Here is a 16,906-nt window from a genome sequence, read left to right on the forward strand (position 1 = left end):
GTCGCCTGCCGACCGTCGAGGAGTACATGGAATACGCTGGCAAGATCGACAGCATGGCGGCCGATGTCTACCGCTACCTGTCCTTCGACCAGATCGCCGAGTTCCGTGAAGCTGCTGCGAACGCCAATATTCCGGTCGTTCAAGCCTAACGCTACAACGCCATAGAAAACGCCGCCCATCGTCAGATGCGCGGCTTTTTTTAATGCCCTCACACAAATCCCCTGTGGGAGCGAGCCGGCTCCGGGCGGCGTTCCGACGAATGCGGTGCGTCAGTCGGCTTCATTGTTGATTGACCCACCGCTATCGCGAGCGGGCTCGCTCCCACAAGTGCTGCCGCTCGTCAGCGAAACAGCACCTTTACCTCATCCTGAATTTCTAACGTTTTGTAACCTTCGCAGGAAGGCTCAGAAGAAGAAAAAGCCAAGTGAATGCAGTCAACAGAGGTAAACGACATGCACAACGATGACGATGTCAAAGACACCCAAGCAACATCAAATGGCTCAACCACTGATGTAACAGATAAACCCGTTAACGTGGTCGATCGCGATCTTCAGGACCGTGATGCAGAGGCCGTTGATGAAACCCTCACGCCTTCTTCCACCCACGCCAAGGAACAGGCCATAGAGAAGTTCAAAGAAAAAATAGCGGAGATAGAACGCCACGTGGCGGATGGCAACTAGATTCCCTGCTCTGCGGTGCCTAACCCTTGGCGCCTGTGGCCGGACCGACAGTATCCTTGGCGCCACAGCACAGCAAAATGTCAGACACGCGCATCATTGGCAGTGGGTCGGAGGGTCTGCGCTCTTGAAACCATTTTCGGCTGCGCCTGACATCAAGTTGCAGGTTCAATAACATCATCAGGCTCAGAAGCTCCTGGGAAATACGGCCATTGCCGCATTCAGGGCAATGGAATTCCTGCCACGCGCCCGCGCAGATTGTTCGTGCAGAAACGTTTTCACAGATTACACACGACATGGCCAGACTCCACCCAATGAAAAATTGAGAGCTAAATTAGTGGCTGAAGTAGACTCGGGGCGATCCATGCAGCCGCCAGCACTTGAGCCCTTCGTACTCGTCGGCAATCGGCACGACAAGTGCCGAAAGAATGCCGATTCGCCCTTCGGCGCTGCTGGTGGTCGGTGTTGCGCTGTTGGTTAGCGGTTCGCTTCTCGTGCTCAATCGTCTTGGGCACCATCGATCTTCTCGCTAGTGTCGCGGGCAATCACTCGGATTGAACGATTGCCCGTCTCCACCGATTACAGATACCAGCGGTATTCCCGCGCGCTGATTTCCTGCATGAACGCCAAATGATCCTGACGTTTGTTCTCGCAATAGACATCCACGAACTCGGCCCCCAAACCTTCACGCAATTGCGGCTGATGCTGCATCGATCGCACGGCTTCGAGCATTTCCAGTGGGAAGTCGACGCCACTGTTGCGGTCTTCGTTCAGCGGCGGGATGGGTTCTTTGCGGGCGTCCAGCCCATGTTCCAGTCCCACCAGAATCGCCGCCAACACTAGATAGGGATTGGCGTCGGCGCCCGCCAGACGATGTTCGATGCGCAAATTTTTCGAATCCGACTCCGGAATGCGCAGGCACGCATCACGATCTTCAAAGCCCCAGCTCGCTCGCGTGGCGATGTTAGTCGTGCCGCCCAAGCGGCGATAAGCGTTCTGGTTCGGGGCGAAAACCGGCATGCAATGCGGCAGTAATTCCAGGCAGCCGGCCACGGCGTGACGCAATGACTGCTGTTGGTTGGCCGCCAGGATGTTGTTGCCGGCCGCGTCGTAAAGACTGACATGCACGTGCATGCCGCTGCCCGGGTGCTGCAAGTAAGGTTTGGCCATGAAGCTCGCACGATAACCATGCTTGAGCGCTACGCCACGGCTGCTGCGACAAAACAGCGCCGCCCAGTCTGCCGCACGCAAGCCATCGTCAAGGTGACCGAAATTGATTTCGAACTGACCCGGCCCGAGTTCGGCGGTGATCACCGTGCTGTCGATACCCTGAGCCCGCGAGGTCTCGACCATGTCGTCGAGTACCGGCGCAAAGCGTGACAGTCGCTCGATGTGCATGTTGGGTTGGTCATCGGCATCGTCCGTCAGCCCGTCGCGGGGAAACTGCGGCAGCCCGTCGCGCAGCTTTTTATCGAACAGGTAGAACTCCAGCTCGAACGCCACCACGGGATGAATGCCTTTACCTGCAAGCCTGTCCAGGACCTGCGCCAGTACCTGGCGCGGTTCAAACACAATGGGGTTTTCAGTACCGTCCGAGGTGATCAGCATTTGCCCCAGCGGTTGGCCTTCCCAGCTCACCGGTTTTAGTGTTCCCGGCACCAGACGACGCAATGCATCCGGATCGCCGTCGTTGAAACAGTAATCACCGATCTTGAACAAACCGCCCTGCACGCCCAGCAATACGCAGTTCTGCGGCAGTTTCAGCGCACTGCCGGCCGCGACCTTTTCCAGCATGTCCACCGGGTAACGCTTGCCGTAAAAATGTCCCGGAATATCGAGGGAAATCAGGTCGACATAGCGCACCTCAGGATAGCGTTGGCGAAAGGCCCGCACCTCAGCCAGCAGATCAGAGCAGGTAGCATCCATCATTGTTGGTCCTTATCTTGTTATCAGGTGTAAACCCAAAGCACTCGCGTGAGGTGCCCGGTGAGGTTGCCGTAACGGCAACGGGTATGGCTGTCGAACTGAAAACTGTCGCCAGCCACCAAGGTAACGGGGTCTTCGTCGTCGCCCAGCCACAGCGTCAGCTCGCCTTCGAGCACGTAACCGCCCTGCTCCGAGCTGTCGGTCAGGTGCCGGTCGCCGCTGCTGGCGCCAGCTTCGAGATGACTTTCGAGCATGGAAAATGACGCACGTATTTTTGGCGAAACCAGAATGTCGGTAATGCCGTTGGCGAAGTACAACGTGCGGCGTTCGTCCGGCCGCGTGACCCACGGCAATTCCTTGGGTTTTGGCAGGCTGTAGAAATACGTCGTCGGTACGTCCAGGGTTTCACTGATCGCCGTCAGGTCTGCCACGGTAGGCCGAGACAGACCGCGTTCGACCTGCGAGAGAAAGCCTACGGAACGGCCGATTTTGTCCGCCAGTTCCTTCAAGGTGTATTTCTTGTGCTTGCGCAAATCGTGAATCAGGATCGCCAGCGCAGCGATTTCTTCTTGCTTGTTCATGCCTGCAATTCCGGTAGATGACTCATCAGATACTGTCGCGCAGTCGATACCAGGCTTTGCCGATAGCTTCCAGCGGCGCGGCGAGGTATTTACCGCCGGGAAAACTGCCGTTGTTCAAGCCCTGATACAAGGATAATTCATCGTCCTGGCCAAGAATGGCGTCGGACACTGCACGGGCGCCGGCCAGTGTGGGCAGGACGCCATGCCCGGAATAGCCTTGCAGCCAGTAGCGATCCCCCGACCTGCCGATGTCAGGCGTTCGTTTAAGTGTCAGGTCGATGTGCCCGCCCCAGGCGAACTCCAGCTCTACGCCTTTGAGCTGTGGAAACACTCGTTCCAGGAACGGTCGTGTTGCCCCGGCAATGTCCTTGGGCATGCCGCCCAGATACGTGCAGCCGCCGCCGAACAGCAGCCGGTTGTCCGGTGTGCGACGGAAATAGTCGAGGACAAACTGGTTGTCGGTAACGCATACATTGCGGGGCAGCAGCTCAGTGGCCTGCTCTGGCGTCAGGGGCGCGGTCGCCACTTGATAAGTACCGACGGGTAATACGCAACTGGCCAGCTTGGGGTCGAGCCGGTCCAGATAGGCATTGCAGGCCAGCACCAGAACATCCGACCGAATGGACCCGCGATCAGTGTTCACCACGAAGCGACCGCTGTCCTCTCGATAACTCAGTGCTTTGCTTTGTTCATGGATACGGCCGCCGGCGCGTTCGATGGCGGTGGCCAGACCGAGTGCCAGTTTCAGCGGGTTCAAATGACCGCCCTCAGGATCAAAGAGACCGGCCTGATAGCGTTCGCTGGCGATCCACTGCGGCAACTGCTCACGGCTGATGAACTGTAAGCCATGGTGCCCCCACTTGTGACTGGCCTCGCGCTGCCACTCGGTCAGCAGACCAACACGTCGGGGCATGACCGAAGTCCACAGATGGCCGGCGCGATAATCACAGTCAAAACCATGGCGAGCGGGTAATTCACGCAGCTCTTGCGCCGCCCAACGCATTCCGTCCCACAACCGGCGAGCGCGCTCATAACCCAGCGCCGTTTCCAGAGGTGGCATGTCACATGACCAGCCGAGAATGGCCTGACCACCGTTGCGTCCCGAGGCTGCCCACGCCACGCGACTGGCTTCCAGCAATGTCACGCGCTTGCCGGCCAGGGCCAGGCGCAACGCGGTGTGCAGGCCACTGAACCCTGCGCCGATGATCAGGATCTCGGTGTCGTGTTCACCTGCGAGCGCAGGTCGAGTGGTCAGGCGATCAGCGCAACTGTGGGCGTAGTAGCTGGCGACATGCTGCGTGGACTGCTGGAACATATCGGCTCTCATGAAATTATGTTTTTATAATTTCATGAAAAACTACATGATTAATTTCACGAAAGCAACTGCGCCAGTAATTCCCGCCAGCACCGGACAAGCACAAGTACACCTGACAGTAATGGGTGTCTTGACTGGCCCCATCGCGAGCAGGCTCGCTCCCACAGTTGATCTTTGTCATCTACAAAATCTGTGCCTGATGGAGATCCAGTGTGGGAGCGAGCCTGCTCGCGATGGGGCCGTTCCAGTCCAACAACATCCCGGTACAGAAACAGAAAAGATTCAGGTATCGGGGGATTTATGCCACGGGTAACCTTTCGCACTGAGCTCAAAGGCGTACTCGAACAAACGCTTCATGTACTCGCCATCGAACCGATGAGTGCGAAGGTGATGAAAATCGGAGCCGATGTACGCAAGATTGAAGTCGGACCCGTCCTGCTGGGCCATTCGGTAAATCCGGTCGAGGTCACTGATGCCCTGCGTCTGGATCAACGCGCTGATGGCGCGACCGCCGATGCTCAGCGTGCGGCGCTTGGTCCCGGACCACTGCGGCTCCATTTTCCCGTTGCGAATCACATAGAAATGCCGATCACGGCGCAAGCGCGCGCCCGTCACGTTATTCAGCGCCATGACGGTGCCTGGGGGGTAAAGAAATACCTGCGTGATGACGCCACCGTCCACGTGCATTTCCTGGAACCGCTGACCGTTGACCTCCACGTCGATCATGACGGGTGAGACGGCACCGGGAATACTCATCGATGCGATCAGGATCTGACGAAACAGGTCGAGCGCTCCCGGCGTACCGCTTGCGGCAATGGCGCCCATGTTCCAGGTCACGGGCCGCCCTGCATCGAGGTCGGTGGTGCCGATCATCAGGAGTCGTCCATTGGCGTACTGCGCCGCAATCGCCGCCAGAAGGTCCGGGGTGACGTATTGCGCGACGAGCCGCGACAGTGGCTTGCTGTCCGCAATACCGTCGCTGGCAAGCCGGGTCAGCACATTGCGCGAACGGAAAATGTCTTTGGGGCCGATGGCGCTGCAGATGCGCAGAATGATGTCGTCGTACTGAGGCCCCAGGTAAGCGAACGGGGCAACCAGGGCGCCAGCGCTGATGCCCGTTACCACTTTGAAAGCTGGCCGCGTCCCATGCAACGTCCATCCTGCGATGATGCCCGCCGCGAAGGTGCCAGCGTCACTACCACCAGAGACCGCCAGCATGTTGGCCAGCGGTAGCATGTCATTCGGCTCCCCGGCTCTGGCAAGCGCTTGGGCCTCTCGATGGTTGGCCTGATGCACGTCCCGAATCAGCGGAGCGATTTCCCGGTCCAGCCAGTAACGCGCCTCTGGAATGCCGGGGACGACCGCCAGTTCCGTCAAGGTTGGCGGCACGGCATCGCGGCGTTGCAGGCACGCCTGGCGCAACATGTTCCACGCTGATGTACCCGGTCCGGGCAGGAACGGTTTCAAAACGCCTCCTCCGACCCCGGCCGTTGACAGAGCCCGCGGGCACTGCAACGTGCATTACGAGTAGACGATGTCGCTGAGGTCGATTGCTACCAGTAACGCCTTCGTGTCTGGTTGACCTGATGCCGAGAGTTCTTCCGTACGACAGCCGGCAGCTGAACTGGAAGGGCATGGTCAGGTAGGACCACAACGCATAGCCGTTGAAGTATGCGCGGTGCAGTGGGTCCCAAGGGGTATTTTCTTCGTGACCTGGAAAGGAGGACCGGGGGGCTGATCGTTCGGTAACGACCTGCCCGTCGGGCTTCTCGGCTGTTCCAGCGTTCGACACCACCATGAGCAGTCAACACCCGGTCCAGCAGCTCGGGACTTGGCGCGTTCATGGTTACGGATTTTACCCTTCCTCCGGCCGATCCTGAACCCACTGCCAGAACAATTGGTAGCCCACCGCAAGCACCACCGGCCCTATGAACAAGCCCAGGATGCCGCTCGTGACCATGCCGCCCAGCGCGCCAATCAGCACGACCGGCATCGGCACATCCACCCCCCGTCCCAGCAACAGCGGTTTGAGTACGTTATCCACCAGGCCGGCAACGAACACAAAGACGGAGAAGATAATGGTCCTCGTGTTGGGCCCCTCGGTGGCCAGCACATAGATGATCACCGGCAGCGTAATCAGCGTGGCCGGTAACTGCATGATGCCGAGCAGTAACACGAAGATGGCAAGTATACCTGCGCCCGGGATGCCTTTGAGCACGAAGCCGATACCCACCAGCAGCATCTGAATGAACGCGATGCCGACCACGCCGAGCGCAACTGCGCGGATGGTTGCAGTGCACAGTTCGGCGATTTTTGCCCCCTTGTCAGGACCGCTGATGCGAGACGCGATCTCTACCGCGGCACGGGTGCCGGCCTCACCGTGCGCCATGAAAATACCGGCGATGATCAAGGCAACAATGAACATCAACAAACCCGCACCGACGCCGGCAATTTTGGTCAACAAGCCCACACTGACGCCTTTTATTTGCGGCAAGTACTTCGCTATCAGGTCCGGAAGATCGGTGGATGCCTGCATCCATACTGACGAGATAGTTTTACCCACGATCGGCCACGTGGCGACCGTGTCGGGCGGCGGCGGGATGTTGAAGGTACCTTCCTTCACCAGGTCGATGACCTGCCCGACCGACGAAGCAATCGAGGTGCCCAACAGATAGACCGGCACCACCAGAATAGCGATGGCAATCAGCACAATCGCCGTTGCAGCACGCCCTTCGCTGCGTCCGAACGACCCCATCAATCGCAGTTGCAACGGGTAGAGCGTGATCGCCAGGATCACCGACCACAGCATCAGGTCGCGAAACGGCTGGAATATATCGAAGCAAAACAGCACCAGAACAACAATCAACCCGGCACGAATCAGGACATCGAGCATGCTGCGGGTCAACGATTTCTCGGACAGAGGTGTGGGCACCATGGATGTCTCCTTGCTTATGCAAAGCAGGTGGGGGAGCGGTAAGGCCAGCATAGACAATGATTTAACAGTGCGACGTGATCTGTGCTCTGCATCGCAGCACTTCGAAAAAAAAAGTGACAATGCAGCACATCGATCCAACATCCGCGCCTGAATCTACGCAACCACGCCCTCCCGCTGTCCGGAGGAGACAGGTCGTGCGGAAAATGGCGGAAGGCAGCCGGAGTCGAACCGGCCCGGGAACGGATGCCGTCCCCAACCGGGTTTGAAGCCCGGCCGCGCCACCGGGCGCGATTACCTTCCTTGAAGTCAGTCGTCTCTCTGTTGCGCCAAGGCACTGTCGAGACGGATTTGGCGCTTGTCGCCCAGGCGTCGGGTCAGGCCGATGCGGTCGAAGTACTCCAGAATCTGAATGCTGCGCTTGCGACCCAGGCCGACCGCATCGCGAAACGCCGCGACTTGAATCACCGGGTTGTGCTCGGCCAGTTGCAAGAGCATAGCCGCCAATCGACGGATCATCGCGTCGGTGTAGAACAGGTCCCGGACCACTTGATGCAGCAGCCCCAACCGCGCCATTTTGCGCAACAACAGGCGCACGGTAGCCTCGTCATTTCCCAGTTGGCGCACCCACGGCGGATCGAAACCGGCCTGTTCGAACAGCGGTTGCAAACGCTGCCACAGGGCTTCGTCCTCTTCGCTCAAGCGCACTTGATGACCGGGTAAATGCAACCACGGCCCGCTGGTGGCGAGGACGCCGCTGGCGAGTAATTCGTCGAGCAGGCAGATGAAGGTCGGGCGTTCCATTGCCGTTGCTGCGAAGCGACGCAGGCGATCCCGGTCCGGGCCCATTTGATCCGGCTCAAGTTGATGGAAGCGTGCGAGCTGTTCCAGCAAGGGAGCTTTCAGCGACTCCCAACGCGCAGCACTGAACAGTAACGGACCTTGGCGGGTCTCGATCAAGCGCACGTCAGCGGGCAATACCCAGGTCGCACGTGGCTGGTTGAACTGACGCTCCAGTTGCCGTGGATTGAGGCCGGTGTCGCTGTTGGCCAACAACGCTGGCAAGAGTTCTTCCAGCGTATTACGGCTGGCGAGGGCCTGTAGTTGTGCCAGGCGTTCGGGGCTGCGTCGGTGTCGGGACGGAGCAAACGGGTCGAGCACCCGGCCCCCGCCGAGGGTGCGTTGGGCGCTCTGATCCCGCAGGATCAACGGGTCACCTTTCACCGCCTGCACCGGAGCATTGAGCAGGATTTGCGCGAACATCCGCCCACCCGGTGCCAGACTGGCACCTTCGAGCAACGCCACCCGCCCCGTCACGTCCTGAGTGCCGAGGTGAACATGCACCGGCTGAAAGTGTTCGAAGGCTTTGGCTTCGCTGGCCAGCAAGTGCAGGTCGATGTCCAGTCGCTGGGTCGGGGCATACAGCCACTCGGCCAGCAGCCATTGGCCACGGTGAATGTGCTCCAGCGCCAGGCGCTCGGCACTCAGGTTCAACGCAACGCGTTGCCCGGCATACGCGCTGTTTGCCGCTTGATTTTGCGCATGCAAACCGCGCACACGCACAAGTTTACCTAGCGGGCTGAGCACCAGTGTGTCGCCCACCGCCACTTGCCCGGACAATGCCATGCCGGTCACCACAATACCGGCCCCAGCCACGCTAAATGCCCGATCAATGGCCAGACGAAAACCACCGTTGCTGCTGCGTTGAAGGACGTCACGCTGTGCATCGAGCAGCGCCTGGCGCAGTGCCTCGACGCCCTCCCCGGTCACACTCGACAGCGCGATCTGCGGCGCATTGGCATAGGGCCCGCGCGCCAGTAGCGTTGTCATCTGTTCATGGACGGCTTGCACCCGGGCCGGATCGACCCGGTCGCACTTGGTGATCGCCACCAGCGCCCGGGGAATGCCCAGCAGTTCAACGATCGCCAAGTGTTCGCGGGTTTGCGGCATGACGCCGTCATCCGCTGCGACCACCAGCAACACCAGATCGATGCCCTGCGCCCCGGCCAGCATGTTATGGGTGAACCGCTCGTGACCGGGCACGTCAATGAACCCGGTCAACTCGGCGCCCGATTCCAGCGCCGCATAAAGATAACCCAGGTCGATGGTCATACCGCGTTCGCGTTCTTCGCGGTGACGGTCGCCGGCCTGCCCGGTCAATGCTTGCAGCAGCGAAGTCTTGCCGTGGTCGATGTGCCCTGCGGTGCCGACGATCACCCTACCTGCCCCTCGACCGACAACTGATCGAGTTGCGCCAGCCAGGCGGCTTCATCGTCCAGTTGGCGCAGGTCCAGCCACAGTGCGTCGTCGTCGATGCGGCCCAGCACCGGAATGGCCAACTGGCGGAACGCGGCCTCCAGCCCCAGCAACTGCCGCCCGCGTAGACGTTTGGACACCTTTGGCCGCAGGCATAACGCGGCGCTGGGCAGGCGCGCCACCGGTTGGCTGCCGCTGCCGATCATGCCCAACGCTGGCAGCGCACTGACACTCCAGCCGTCACCTAATGCGTGCGCCAGCGAAGGTTGCAAGCGTTCGGCCTGGGCGAGGATATCGGCCTGCGGGCGGATCAGCAGGCGCAGGCTTGGCAGACGTTCGGCCAGGCGCTCGGGATAGCGGTACAAACCCAACACCGCTTCGAGCGCGGCCAGGGTCAGTTTGTCGACCCGTAGTGCGCGTTTGAGCGGGTTTTTCTTGATCTTCGCGATCAGGTCCTTGCGCCCGACAATCAACCCGGCCTGCGGACCACCCAACAATTTGTCGCCACTGAAGGTGACGATGTCTGCACCATCGAGCAGCGCCTGGCGCACCGTCGGTTCGGCGGGCAGGCCCCAGCGGGTCAGGTCCAGCAGGCTGCCGCTGCCGAGGTCTTCGAGCAGCGGCAATCCGTGGCTGTGCGCCAACTGCGCCAGTTCGGCGGTCGGCACCCGCGCGGTGAACCCTTCAATGCTGTAATTGCTCGCATGCACGCGCATCACCAGACCACTGCGCGGGCCGATGGCTGCTTCGTAATCACGGGCGTGCGTGCGGTTGGTGGTGCCGACTTCATGTAGCCGGACCCCGGCTCGCGCCATGATGTCGGGAATGCGGAAGGCGCCGCCGATTTCAATCAGCTCGCCCCGGGAAATAATCCCTTCCTTGCGCGCGCCCAGGCTGTTGAGCGTCAACAGCACCGCCGCCGCGTTGTTGTTGACCACCGTCACCGCTTCGGCGCCGGTCAGTTCGCGGATCAGGCCTTCGATCAGGTCATCACGGTCGCCGCGCTTGCCGCTGTGCAGATCAAATTCGAGATTGAGCGGATAGCGCGCGGCCATTTGCACCGCTTCGATGGCGACTTCGGGGAGCAGCGCCCGACCGAGGTTGGTGTGCAGCACGGTCCCGGTCAGGTTGAACACCCGCCGCACATGGTTTTGGTGATGTTGGGCCAGACGCTCACCCGCCCGCCCCGCCAATACCTGCGGGCTGATTTCCACGGCATCGAGTTGCCCGGCCAGCACCGGTTCGCGCAAGTCATCGAGCAATTGCCGCAGGCTTGCCAGCAGCGACTCCCGGCCATAGCGCTCGGCCAGTGGTTGGCAGGCGGGATGGCGCAGCAGACTGTCGATGGAAGGCAGCCGCAGGGTTTGGCTGGCGGAGGTTGAAGGCATCCGGCGCTCCTGAAAACGATTGACCGTCGCGCCTGAGTGTAGCCGCTGAGCGTTCAGTCGCTCCCGGGTGCCAGCAGCAGATTGGGCGCCGGACGCAGGTAGCCTTCCTGTTCCAGGCGCATGTCGAGCATCAGACTGGCCAAGTCAGCCGACAACGCTTCGGCCTCGGCGTCGTTTTCCAGGTACAGCAGTTTCAGGTAACTGCGACAGCCCGGACAGGTTTCGGCGCGTAACGGCGCCTGATTGGCGGCATGGCGGTCGTCGTCGAGGCTGACGTATTCCAGGCCTTTGCTTTGTTCGCAGTACACACATTTGACCCGCACCACATGCCATTCGCAGGCACACAACGAGCACACCAGATAGCGCAAACCGTTGTGTTTGCCACGGTTGCGAATCACCCCGGCCATCGCCGGCGAACCGCAGGCCGGGCATTGGCTGAGGCTGTCACCAGGTTTCAGCGCCAGGTCCGGCGTGCTCAGCAACCAGTGGCTCCAGGCCGCTTGCAAGGCGGCGCCGAGAAACGGCACCAGCGCTGCGGGCAGCAGCGTGAACTGGCCGCTGACCAACGCCACCGCCCAGGCTTTGCGTTGTCCGGAGTCGGTATTGCGCAACGTCGCCAGGGCTTGTTCTACCGCCAGTTGCGGCGCTGGCCGGTAGCGTTGCAACAAGGTGTCGAGGTAGGGCAACCAATGCCCCTCGCGCACCAGACTGTCGGCGGCAAGCGGTGGCAGGCCGTGCTCCTGGCATACCTTGATTCGCTCGGGATCTGGCAAGGTGGCGACGGGTGGATCGTCCATCAGTTGCTGCTGCACATAACACAGGCCGGCCACCAGGCGCAGGTAATCGGCCAGCGGATGCCCCTCGGCCAACCGCTCCAGGCGTAATGCACGCAAGGTGAACAGGTTGTGCGGCGGCAGGTACAGAAACGGCGGTGAACTCGCCGCCGCTTCAATCTCTCCAGGCTCAAGAATCGTCGGCAAGTGCTTATCCTTTTTTGCTGATCGGTCGGTCGGGGTGCTCGTCGCGGGTCACTTCGCGGTACCACAGTTCATGGTGTTTTTTCGCCCAGGCGCGGCTGACCCAGCCATGCACCATGGCGCTGACCGAGCCCTTGATCCAGATCCCGGCGTAGATGTGCACGATGATGCTCAGCACGAGCACAAACCCGGCCAACGCATGCAGCAGCATCGCCCAACGAATCGTGGTGATACCAAAAAAATCGCTGAAATACGCGCGCCAGATCACCAGCCCGCTGAACAGCAGCACCAGCATGCAGGCCAGCAAGGTCCAGAACAGCAGCTTCTGCCCGGGGTTGTACTTGCCGATCGGTGGCACGCCCTCTTCCTCGTTCTTGATCACCCGCCCGACTCGCTTCAGCCACAACCGATCATTGGTAATGAAGAAATTCGCTCGCCAGAAGCGCAGCACCAATCCAAGGAACAGCACGAACATCACCACGCCCATGAACGGGTGCAGGATGCGTGTCCATGGGCCACCGCCAAACAGGTTGCTGAGCCAGAACAACGCCGGATGAAACAACGCCAACCCGGAGAGTGCCGCCATGAAAAACAGGATCGCCACCAGCCAGTGATTGGTGCGCTGGCCGGTGGTGTAGCGCAGGATCGTTTTGTTGCTCATGGCCTGTCCTCCCGCCGCGGATCATAGGTATGAACCGATGGGTCAACCTCATGCACGGCCGGGTCCTTGCCTGGGGGATGTTCGTCCTCTTCGACCACCTGCGGCCCGATGCGTACGTAATGGAAGAACCCGGCCAGCACCGCCAGGCCCATGGCCAACAGCCCTAACGGTTTGCTCACGCCTTTCCACAACCCCACCAGCGGACTGATTGCCGGATCCTTCGCCAGCCCGGCGTACAGCTGCGGTGTATCAGCATGGTGCAGCACGTACATCACGTGGGTGCCACCAACGCCGGCCGGGTCGTACAAGCCGGCGTTTTCGAAGCCACGGCTTTTCAGATCGACGATCCGTTCGGCGGCGTGTTCTTTCATGTCTTCCTTGGTGCCGAACACAATCGCCCCGGTCGGGCAGGTTTTCACGCAGGCCGGTTCCAGCCCGTATTCGACCCGATCCGAACACAACGTGCATTTGTAGGCCTTGTGATCCTTTTGCGAGATCCGCGGAATGTTGAACGGGCAGCCGGTGATGCAATAGCCGCAGCCAATGCAGTGGTCCTGGTTGAAATCGACAATGCCATTGGCGAGCTTGATGATCGCCCCCGGGCTCGGGCACGCCGCCAGGCAACCGGGTTCGGCGCAATGCATGCAGCCGTCCTTGCGAATCAGCCATTCGAGGTTGCCGGCACCGGTTTCATGCTCGGTGAAGCGCATCAGGGTCCAGGTTTCTGCGCTCAGGTCTTGTGGGTTGGTGTAGGTGCCGTGGTTGTAGCCAATTTCGTTGCGCAGCTCGTTCCATTCCGAGCAGGCAACCTGGCAAGCCTTACAGCCGATGCACTTGGTGGTGTCGATCAGCTTGGCCACTTCCTCCTGAATGCGCACCGATGGCGACGGGGTCGTGGTGGCCGACCGGGCAATAATGTCTTGGCTGGCCATTTAGATTTTCTCCACGTTGACCAAAAATGACTTGGATTCCGGGGTCTGCGTATTGCCATCGCCGAGGAACGGCACCAGGGTGTTGGTCAGGTACCCATGGCGCGTGAGTCCGGTAAACCCCCAGTGCAACGGGATACCGATCTGGTGCACCACCTGATTGTTGACCTGCAACGGACGAATCCGCTTGGTCACCACCGCCACCGCTTCAATGTGCCCGCGCTTGCAGCTGACGCGCACACGGTCGCCGGCGACGATGCCTTTCTCCTTCGCCAGGACCTCGCCGATTTCGACGAATTGCTCCGGCTGGGTAATCGCGTTGAGCCTGCAGTGCTTGGTCCAGAAGTGGAAATGCTCGGTCAAGCGGTAGCTGGTGCCCGCGTACGGGTAATCCTTGGCCACGCCGAGGGAATCCCACACCGAATCGAAGATCCGCGCCGCCGGGTTGCTGGTGGCTTTTTTGTTTTCCGGATGCAGCGGATTGATGCCGATGGGCGTCTCGAACGGCTCGTAATGCTCAGGAAACGGGCCTTCGTTCATCTTGTCGACGGCGAAGAACCGCGCCACGCCTTCGGGGTTCATGATGAACGGATTCATCCCCGCTTCTGGCGGCACGTCGGCCTTGTAGTCGGGCACATCAGTGCCGCCCCAGACTTTGCCGTTCCACCACACCAGACGTTTTTTCGGGTCCCACGGGTTACCTTGCAGGTCGGCGGACGCGCGGTTGTAAAGAATCCGTCGGTTCGCCGGCCAAGCCCAGGCCCATCCCTGTTGTTGGTGCATGCCCCACGGGTCGCTGTTGTCGCGACGGGCCATCTGGTTACCGGACTCGGTCCAGCTGCCGCAGAAAATCCAGCAGCCGGACGCGGTGCTGCCGTCATCCTTGAGCTGACTGAACGCAGCCAGTTGTGCATTGTTCTTGATCGCCGCACCCGTGGCGTCGGTGAAGTCAGTGGTGGCGTAGCCGTTGATTTCCTTGGCCAGTTCTTCTGGCGAGGGTTCGTCGGCGATCTTGTACTTCCACGACAGTTTGAGGATCGGGTCGGGGTAAGCGCCGCCCTGCGCCTGATAACGCTGACGCAAACGCAGAAACAGCTCAGCCATGATCCGAATGTCGGTTTGCGCTTCACCCGGGCCGTCGGCGCCTTTCCAGTGCCATTGCAGCCAGCGGCTACTGTTGACCAGCGAGCCGTCTTCCTCGGCAAAACAGGTAGTGGGCAGGCGAATCACTTCGGTCTGGATGTCAGCACTTTTCACATCGTTGTACGGGCCGACATTGCGCCAGAACTCTGAAGTTTCGGTGGCCAGCGGGTCCATCACCACCAGCCATTTGAGTTTGGCCAGCGCCGCCATCACCCGGTTCTTGTCGGGCAACGCGGCAATCGGATTGAAGCCTTGGCACAGGTAGCCGTTGACCTTGCCCTGGCCCATCAGGTCGAACACTTTGAGGATGTCGTAGCTGGGAATGTCCAGTTTCGGCAAATACTCGTAAGCCCAATTGTTCTCGGCCGTGGCATTGCCGCCGTACCAGGCTTTCATCAGGCTGACGTGGAACTTGCTGTAGTTCTGCCAGTAGGACAACTGCCCCGGGCGCAACGGTTTTTGCGTGCGCTTGGTGATGTACACAGCGTAGTCCTGCTCGGCGTCGCCCGGCAATGTGAGGTAACCCGGCAGCGAGTTGGAGAGCAACCCGAGGTCAGTCAGGCCCTGGATGTTGGAGTGCCCGCGCAAAGCATTCACTCCCCCGCCCGGCATGCCGACATTACCCAGCAGCAATTGCACCATCGCCGCGCTACGGATCATCTGCGAGCCGATCGAGTGCTGGGTCCAGCCCAGCGCATAGAGGATGGTCATGGTCTTGCCCGGTACCGAGCAAGTGGCGATTTCCTCCCAGATTTTTTGCATGGCATCGACTGGCATCCCGCAAATCAGGCTCACCAGGTCAATGTTGTAGCGGCTGTAATGGTGCTTCATCAATTGATAGACGCAGCGTGGGTCTTGCAGGGTCGGGTCGACCTTGGCAAAGCCGTCTTCACCGAGCTCATAGCCCCAGCCGGACCTGTCGGTGTAGGCGCGTTTGGCCACGTCATAACCGCTGAAAATCCCGTCCTCGAAGCCATACCCGGCTTTGACGATGAACGACACGTCGGTGTAGTTGCGCACGTATTCGTGCTGGATTTTGTCCTCGGTCAGCAAGTAGTTGATCAGCCCACCCATGAAGGCGATGTCGGTGCCGGTGCGAATCGGCGCGTAATAGTCGGCCACCGAGGCCGTGCGGGTAAATCGCGGATCGATCACGATGAGACGCGCGTTGTTGTGCGCCTTGGCTTCCGTCACCCATTTGAAACCGCACGGGTGCGCTTCTGCTGCGTTGCCGCCCATCACCAGAACCAGATTCGCGTTGGCGATATCGGTCCAGGTATTGGTCATGGCACCACGGCCGTACGTCGGGGCAAGACTTGCCACCGTCGGGCCGTGTCAGACACGCGCCTGGTTATCAAACCCCAGCATGCCGAAACTGCGAATGACCTTGTGGGTGATGTAGCCCGCTTCGTTGGATGACGCCGATGCCGCGAGGAAACCGGTGGTGAGCCAGCGGTTCACCGTTTGGCCTTGAGCATTCTTCTCGATGAAGTTGGCGTCGCGGTCGGCCTTCATCAGGTCGGCGACGCGATCCAGCGCTTCATCCCAGGAGATACGCGTCCACTCGCTGCTGCCGGGCTTGCGGACTTGCGGGTATTGCAGGCGATCGGGGCTGTGAATGAAATCCAGCAGGCCCGCGCCTTTGGGGCAAAGGGTGCCGCGGTTGACCGGATGGTCGGCGTCACCTTCGATATGGATGATGTTTTGCGCGACATTCTTGGCAGTATCGCCCTGGCTGTACATGATCACGCCGCAACCGACCGAGCAATACGGGCAGGTGTTGCGGGTTTCATGGGTGGCGGCAAGCTTGAAGTGGCGCACCTGCTCGGCGAAGGCAAGCGTGGGGGCCATGCCCAACGCGCCCAGGCTCGAGCCTGCAAGGCCGATACCAGCGACCTTGAAGAACTGACGACGGCTGAGGTCCATCGTGCACTCCTGATCAGGTGGAAGTCCGGGGCTTTGCCGGACTTTCTAAGCAATCACGCTGGCGGCAGACGGGCTGCCGACACTTGAAACTCTAGTCAACGCAGCCGCGCCCTGTGTAAAAACCGACCGTCGGGCACTTACCCGATACCCGCCACACCACCGAACCTGTGGGAGCGAGACCGGCTTGCCGGCGAA

The 16,906-nt window shown here is 60.4% G+C and carries 14 protein-coding genes and 1 tRNA gene; 2 read left to right on the forward strand and 13 right to left on the reverse strand.

Annotation, left to right across the window (positions count from 1 at the left end; translation table 11 throughout):
* On the forward strand, nucleotides 1-149 hold a 149-nt coding region (locus KGB06_RS05540), incomplete at its 5' end, for a hypothetical protein (protein ID WP_223512690.1).
* 303 nt (nucleotides 150-452) lie between these two features.
* Nucleotides 453-680, forward strand: a complete 228-nt coding sequence (locus tag KGB06_RS05545; protein ID WP_223512373.1) for a hypothetical protein — start codon at nucleotides 453-455, stop codon at nucleotides 678-680.
* A 331-nt stretch (nucleotides 681-1,011) separates the two neighbouring features.
* Here the strand turns inward: KGB06_RS05545 and KGB06_RS05550 are convergent, their stop codons facing one another.
* The 13 genes from KGB06_RS05550 to fdnG all read right to left on the reverse strand — a co-directional run bounded on the left by KGB06_RS05550 (nucleotide 1,012) and on the right by fdnG (nucleotide 16,711).
* Entirely contained in the window at nucleotides 1,012-1,179 is a 168-nt protein-coding gene (locus tag KGB06_RS05550; RefSeq protein WP_223512375.1) for a hypothetical protein, read from the reverse strand.
* 77 nt (nucleotides 1,180-1,256) lie between these two features.
* Nucleotides 1,257-2,603 carry a glutamine synthetase family protein gene (locus KGB06_RS05555; RefSeq protein ID WP_223512692.1) on the reverse strand — a complete coding sequence of 449 codons (1,347 nt, stop codon included), beginning with the start codon at nucleotides 2,601-2,603 and terminating at the stop codon, nucleotides 1,257-1,259.
* 23 nt (nucleotides 2,604-2,626) lie between these two features.
* Entirely contained in the window at nucleotides 2,627-3,184 is a 558-nt protein-coding gene (locus tag KGB06_RS05560; RefSeq protein WP_223512377.1) for a helix-turn-helix domain-containing protein, read from the reverse strand.
* Nucleotides 3,185-3,209: 25 nt separating this feature from the next.
* The gene (locus KGB06_RS05565) at nucleotides 3,210-4,499 is read right to left on the reverse strand and encodes an NAD(P)/FAD-dependent oxidoreductase (protein ID WP_223512379.1); all 1,290 of its coding nucleotides are present in this window, start codon (nucleotides 4,497-4,499) and stop codon (nucleotides 3,210-3,212) included.
* 282 nt (nucleotides 4,500-4,781) lie between these two features.
* The gene (locus KGB06_RS05570) at nucleotides 4,782-5,966 is read right to left on the reverse strand and encodes a patatin-like phospholipase family protein (protein ID WP_411741832.1); all 1,185 of its coding nucleotides are present in this window, start codon (nucleotides 5,964-5,966) and stop codon (nucleotides 4,782-4,784) included.
* A 388-nt stretch (nucleotides 5,967-6,354) separates the two neighbouring features.
* On the reverse strand, nucleotides 6,355-7,434 hold the full coding sequence (locus KGB06_RS05575; RefSeq protein WP_223512381.1) for an AI-2E family transporter: 1,080 nt from the start codon (nucleotides 7,432-7,434) through the stop codon (nucleotides 6,355-6,357).
* A gap of 204 nt (nucleotides 7,435-7,638) precedes the next feature.
* Nucleotides 7,639-7,734: transfer RNA gene (locus KGB06_RS05580), tRNA-Sec, on the reverse strand.
* 6 nt (nucleotides 7,735-7,740) lie between these two features.
* Nucleotides 7,741-9,648, reverse strand: a complete 1,908-nt coding sequence (selB, locus tag KGB06_RS05585; protein ID WP_223512383.1) for a selenocysteine-specific translation elongation factor — start codon at nucleotides 9,646-9,648, stop codon at nucleotides 7,741-7,743.
* The gene (selA, locus tag KGB06_RS05590; protein ID WP_223512385.1) at nucleotides 9,645-11,075 is read right to left on the reverse strand and encodes an L-seryl-tRNA(Sec) selenium transferase; all 1,431 of its coding nucleotides are present in this window, start codon (nucleotides 11,073-11,075) and stop codon (nucleotides 9,645-9,647) included. The genes selB and selA overlap by 4 nt, the downstream gene beginning before the upstream one ends.
* 53 nt (nucleotides 11,076-11,128) lie before the next feature.
* Entirely contained in the window at nucleotides 11,129-12,055 is a 927-nt protein-coding gene (fdhE, locus tag KGB06_RS05595; protein WP_223512387.1) for a formate dehydrogenase accessory protein FdhE, read from the reverse strand.
* Between the two features lie 4 nt (nucleotides 12,056-12,059).
* The gene (locus tag KGB06_RS05600) at nucleotides 12,060-12,713 is read right to left on the reverse strand and encodes a formate dehydrogenase subunit gamma (protein WP_223512389.1); all 654 of its coding nucleotides are present in this window, start codon (nucleotides 12,711-12,713) and stop codon (nucleotides 12,060-12,062) included.
* Entirely contained in the window at nucleotides 12,710-13,645 is a 936-nt protein-coding gene (fdxH, locus tag KGB06_RS05605) for a formate dehydrogenase subunit beta (RefSeq protein ID WP_223512391.1), read from the reverse strand. Before fdxH ends, KGB06_RS05600 begins: the two co-directional genes overlap by 4 nt.
* Nucleotides 13,646-16,711 (reverse strand): formate dehydrogenase-N subunit alpha, encoded by a 3,066-nt coding sequence (fdnG, locus tag KGB06_RS05610; RefSeq protein WP_223512393.1) that lies wholly within the window; start codon nucleotides 16,709-16,711, stop codon nucleotides 13,646-13,648.
* Nucleotides 16,712-16,906 lie beyond the last annotated feature (195 nt).

It is taken from the genome of Pseudomonas sp. GL-B-19 (genome assembly GCF_019956415.1).
Taxonomy (GTDB): Bacteria; Pseudomonadota; Gammaproteobacteria; order Pseudomonadales; family Pseudomonadaceae; genus Aquipseudomonas.

Coding starts and splice junctions, on each gene's coding strand:
- KGB06_RS05545 (WP_223512373.1), top strand. CDS start 453: ATGCACAACGATGACGATGTCAAAGACACCCAAGCAACATCAAATGGC.
- KGB06_RS05555 (WP_223512692.1), bottom strand. CDS start 2,603: ATGGATGCTACCTGCTCTGATCTGCTGGCTGAGGTGCGGGCCTTTCGC.
- KGB06_RS05560 (WP_223512377.1), bottom strand. CDS start 3,184: ATGAACAAGCAAGAAGAAATCGCTGCGCTGGCGATCCTGATTCACGAT.
- KGB06_RS05565 (WP_223512379.1), bottom strand. CDS start 4,499: ATGTTCCAGCAGTCCACGCAGCATGTCGCCAGCTACTACGCCCACAGT.
- KGB06_RS05575 (WP_223512381.1), bottom strand. CDS start 7,434: ATGGTGCCCACACCTCTGTCCGAGAAATCGTTGACCCGCAGCATGCTC.
- selA (WP_223512385.1), bottom strand. CDS start 11,075: ATGCCTTCAACCTCCGCCAGCCAAACCCTGCGGCTGCCTTCCATCGAC.
- KGB06_RS05600 (WP_223512389.1), bottom strand. CDS start 12,713: ATGAGCAACAAAACGATCCTGCGCTACACCACCGGCCAGCGCACCAAT.
- fdxH (WP_223512391.1), bottom strand. CDS start 13,645: ATGGCCAGCCAAGACATTATTGCCCGGTCGGCCACCACGACCCCGTCG.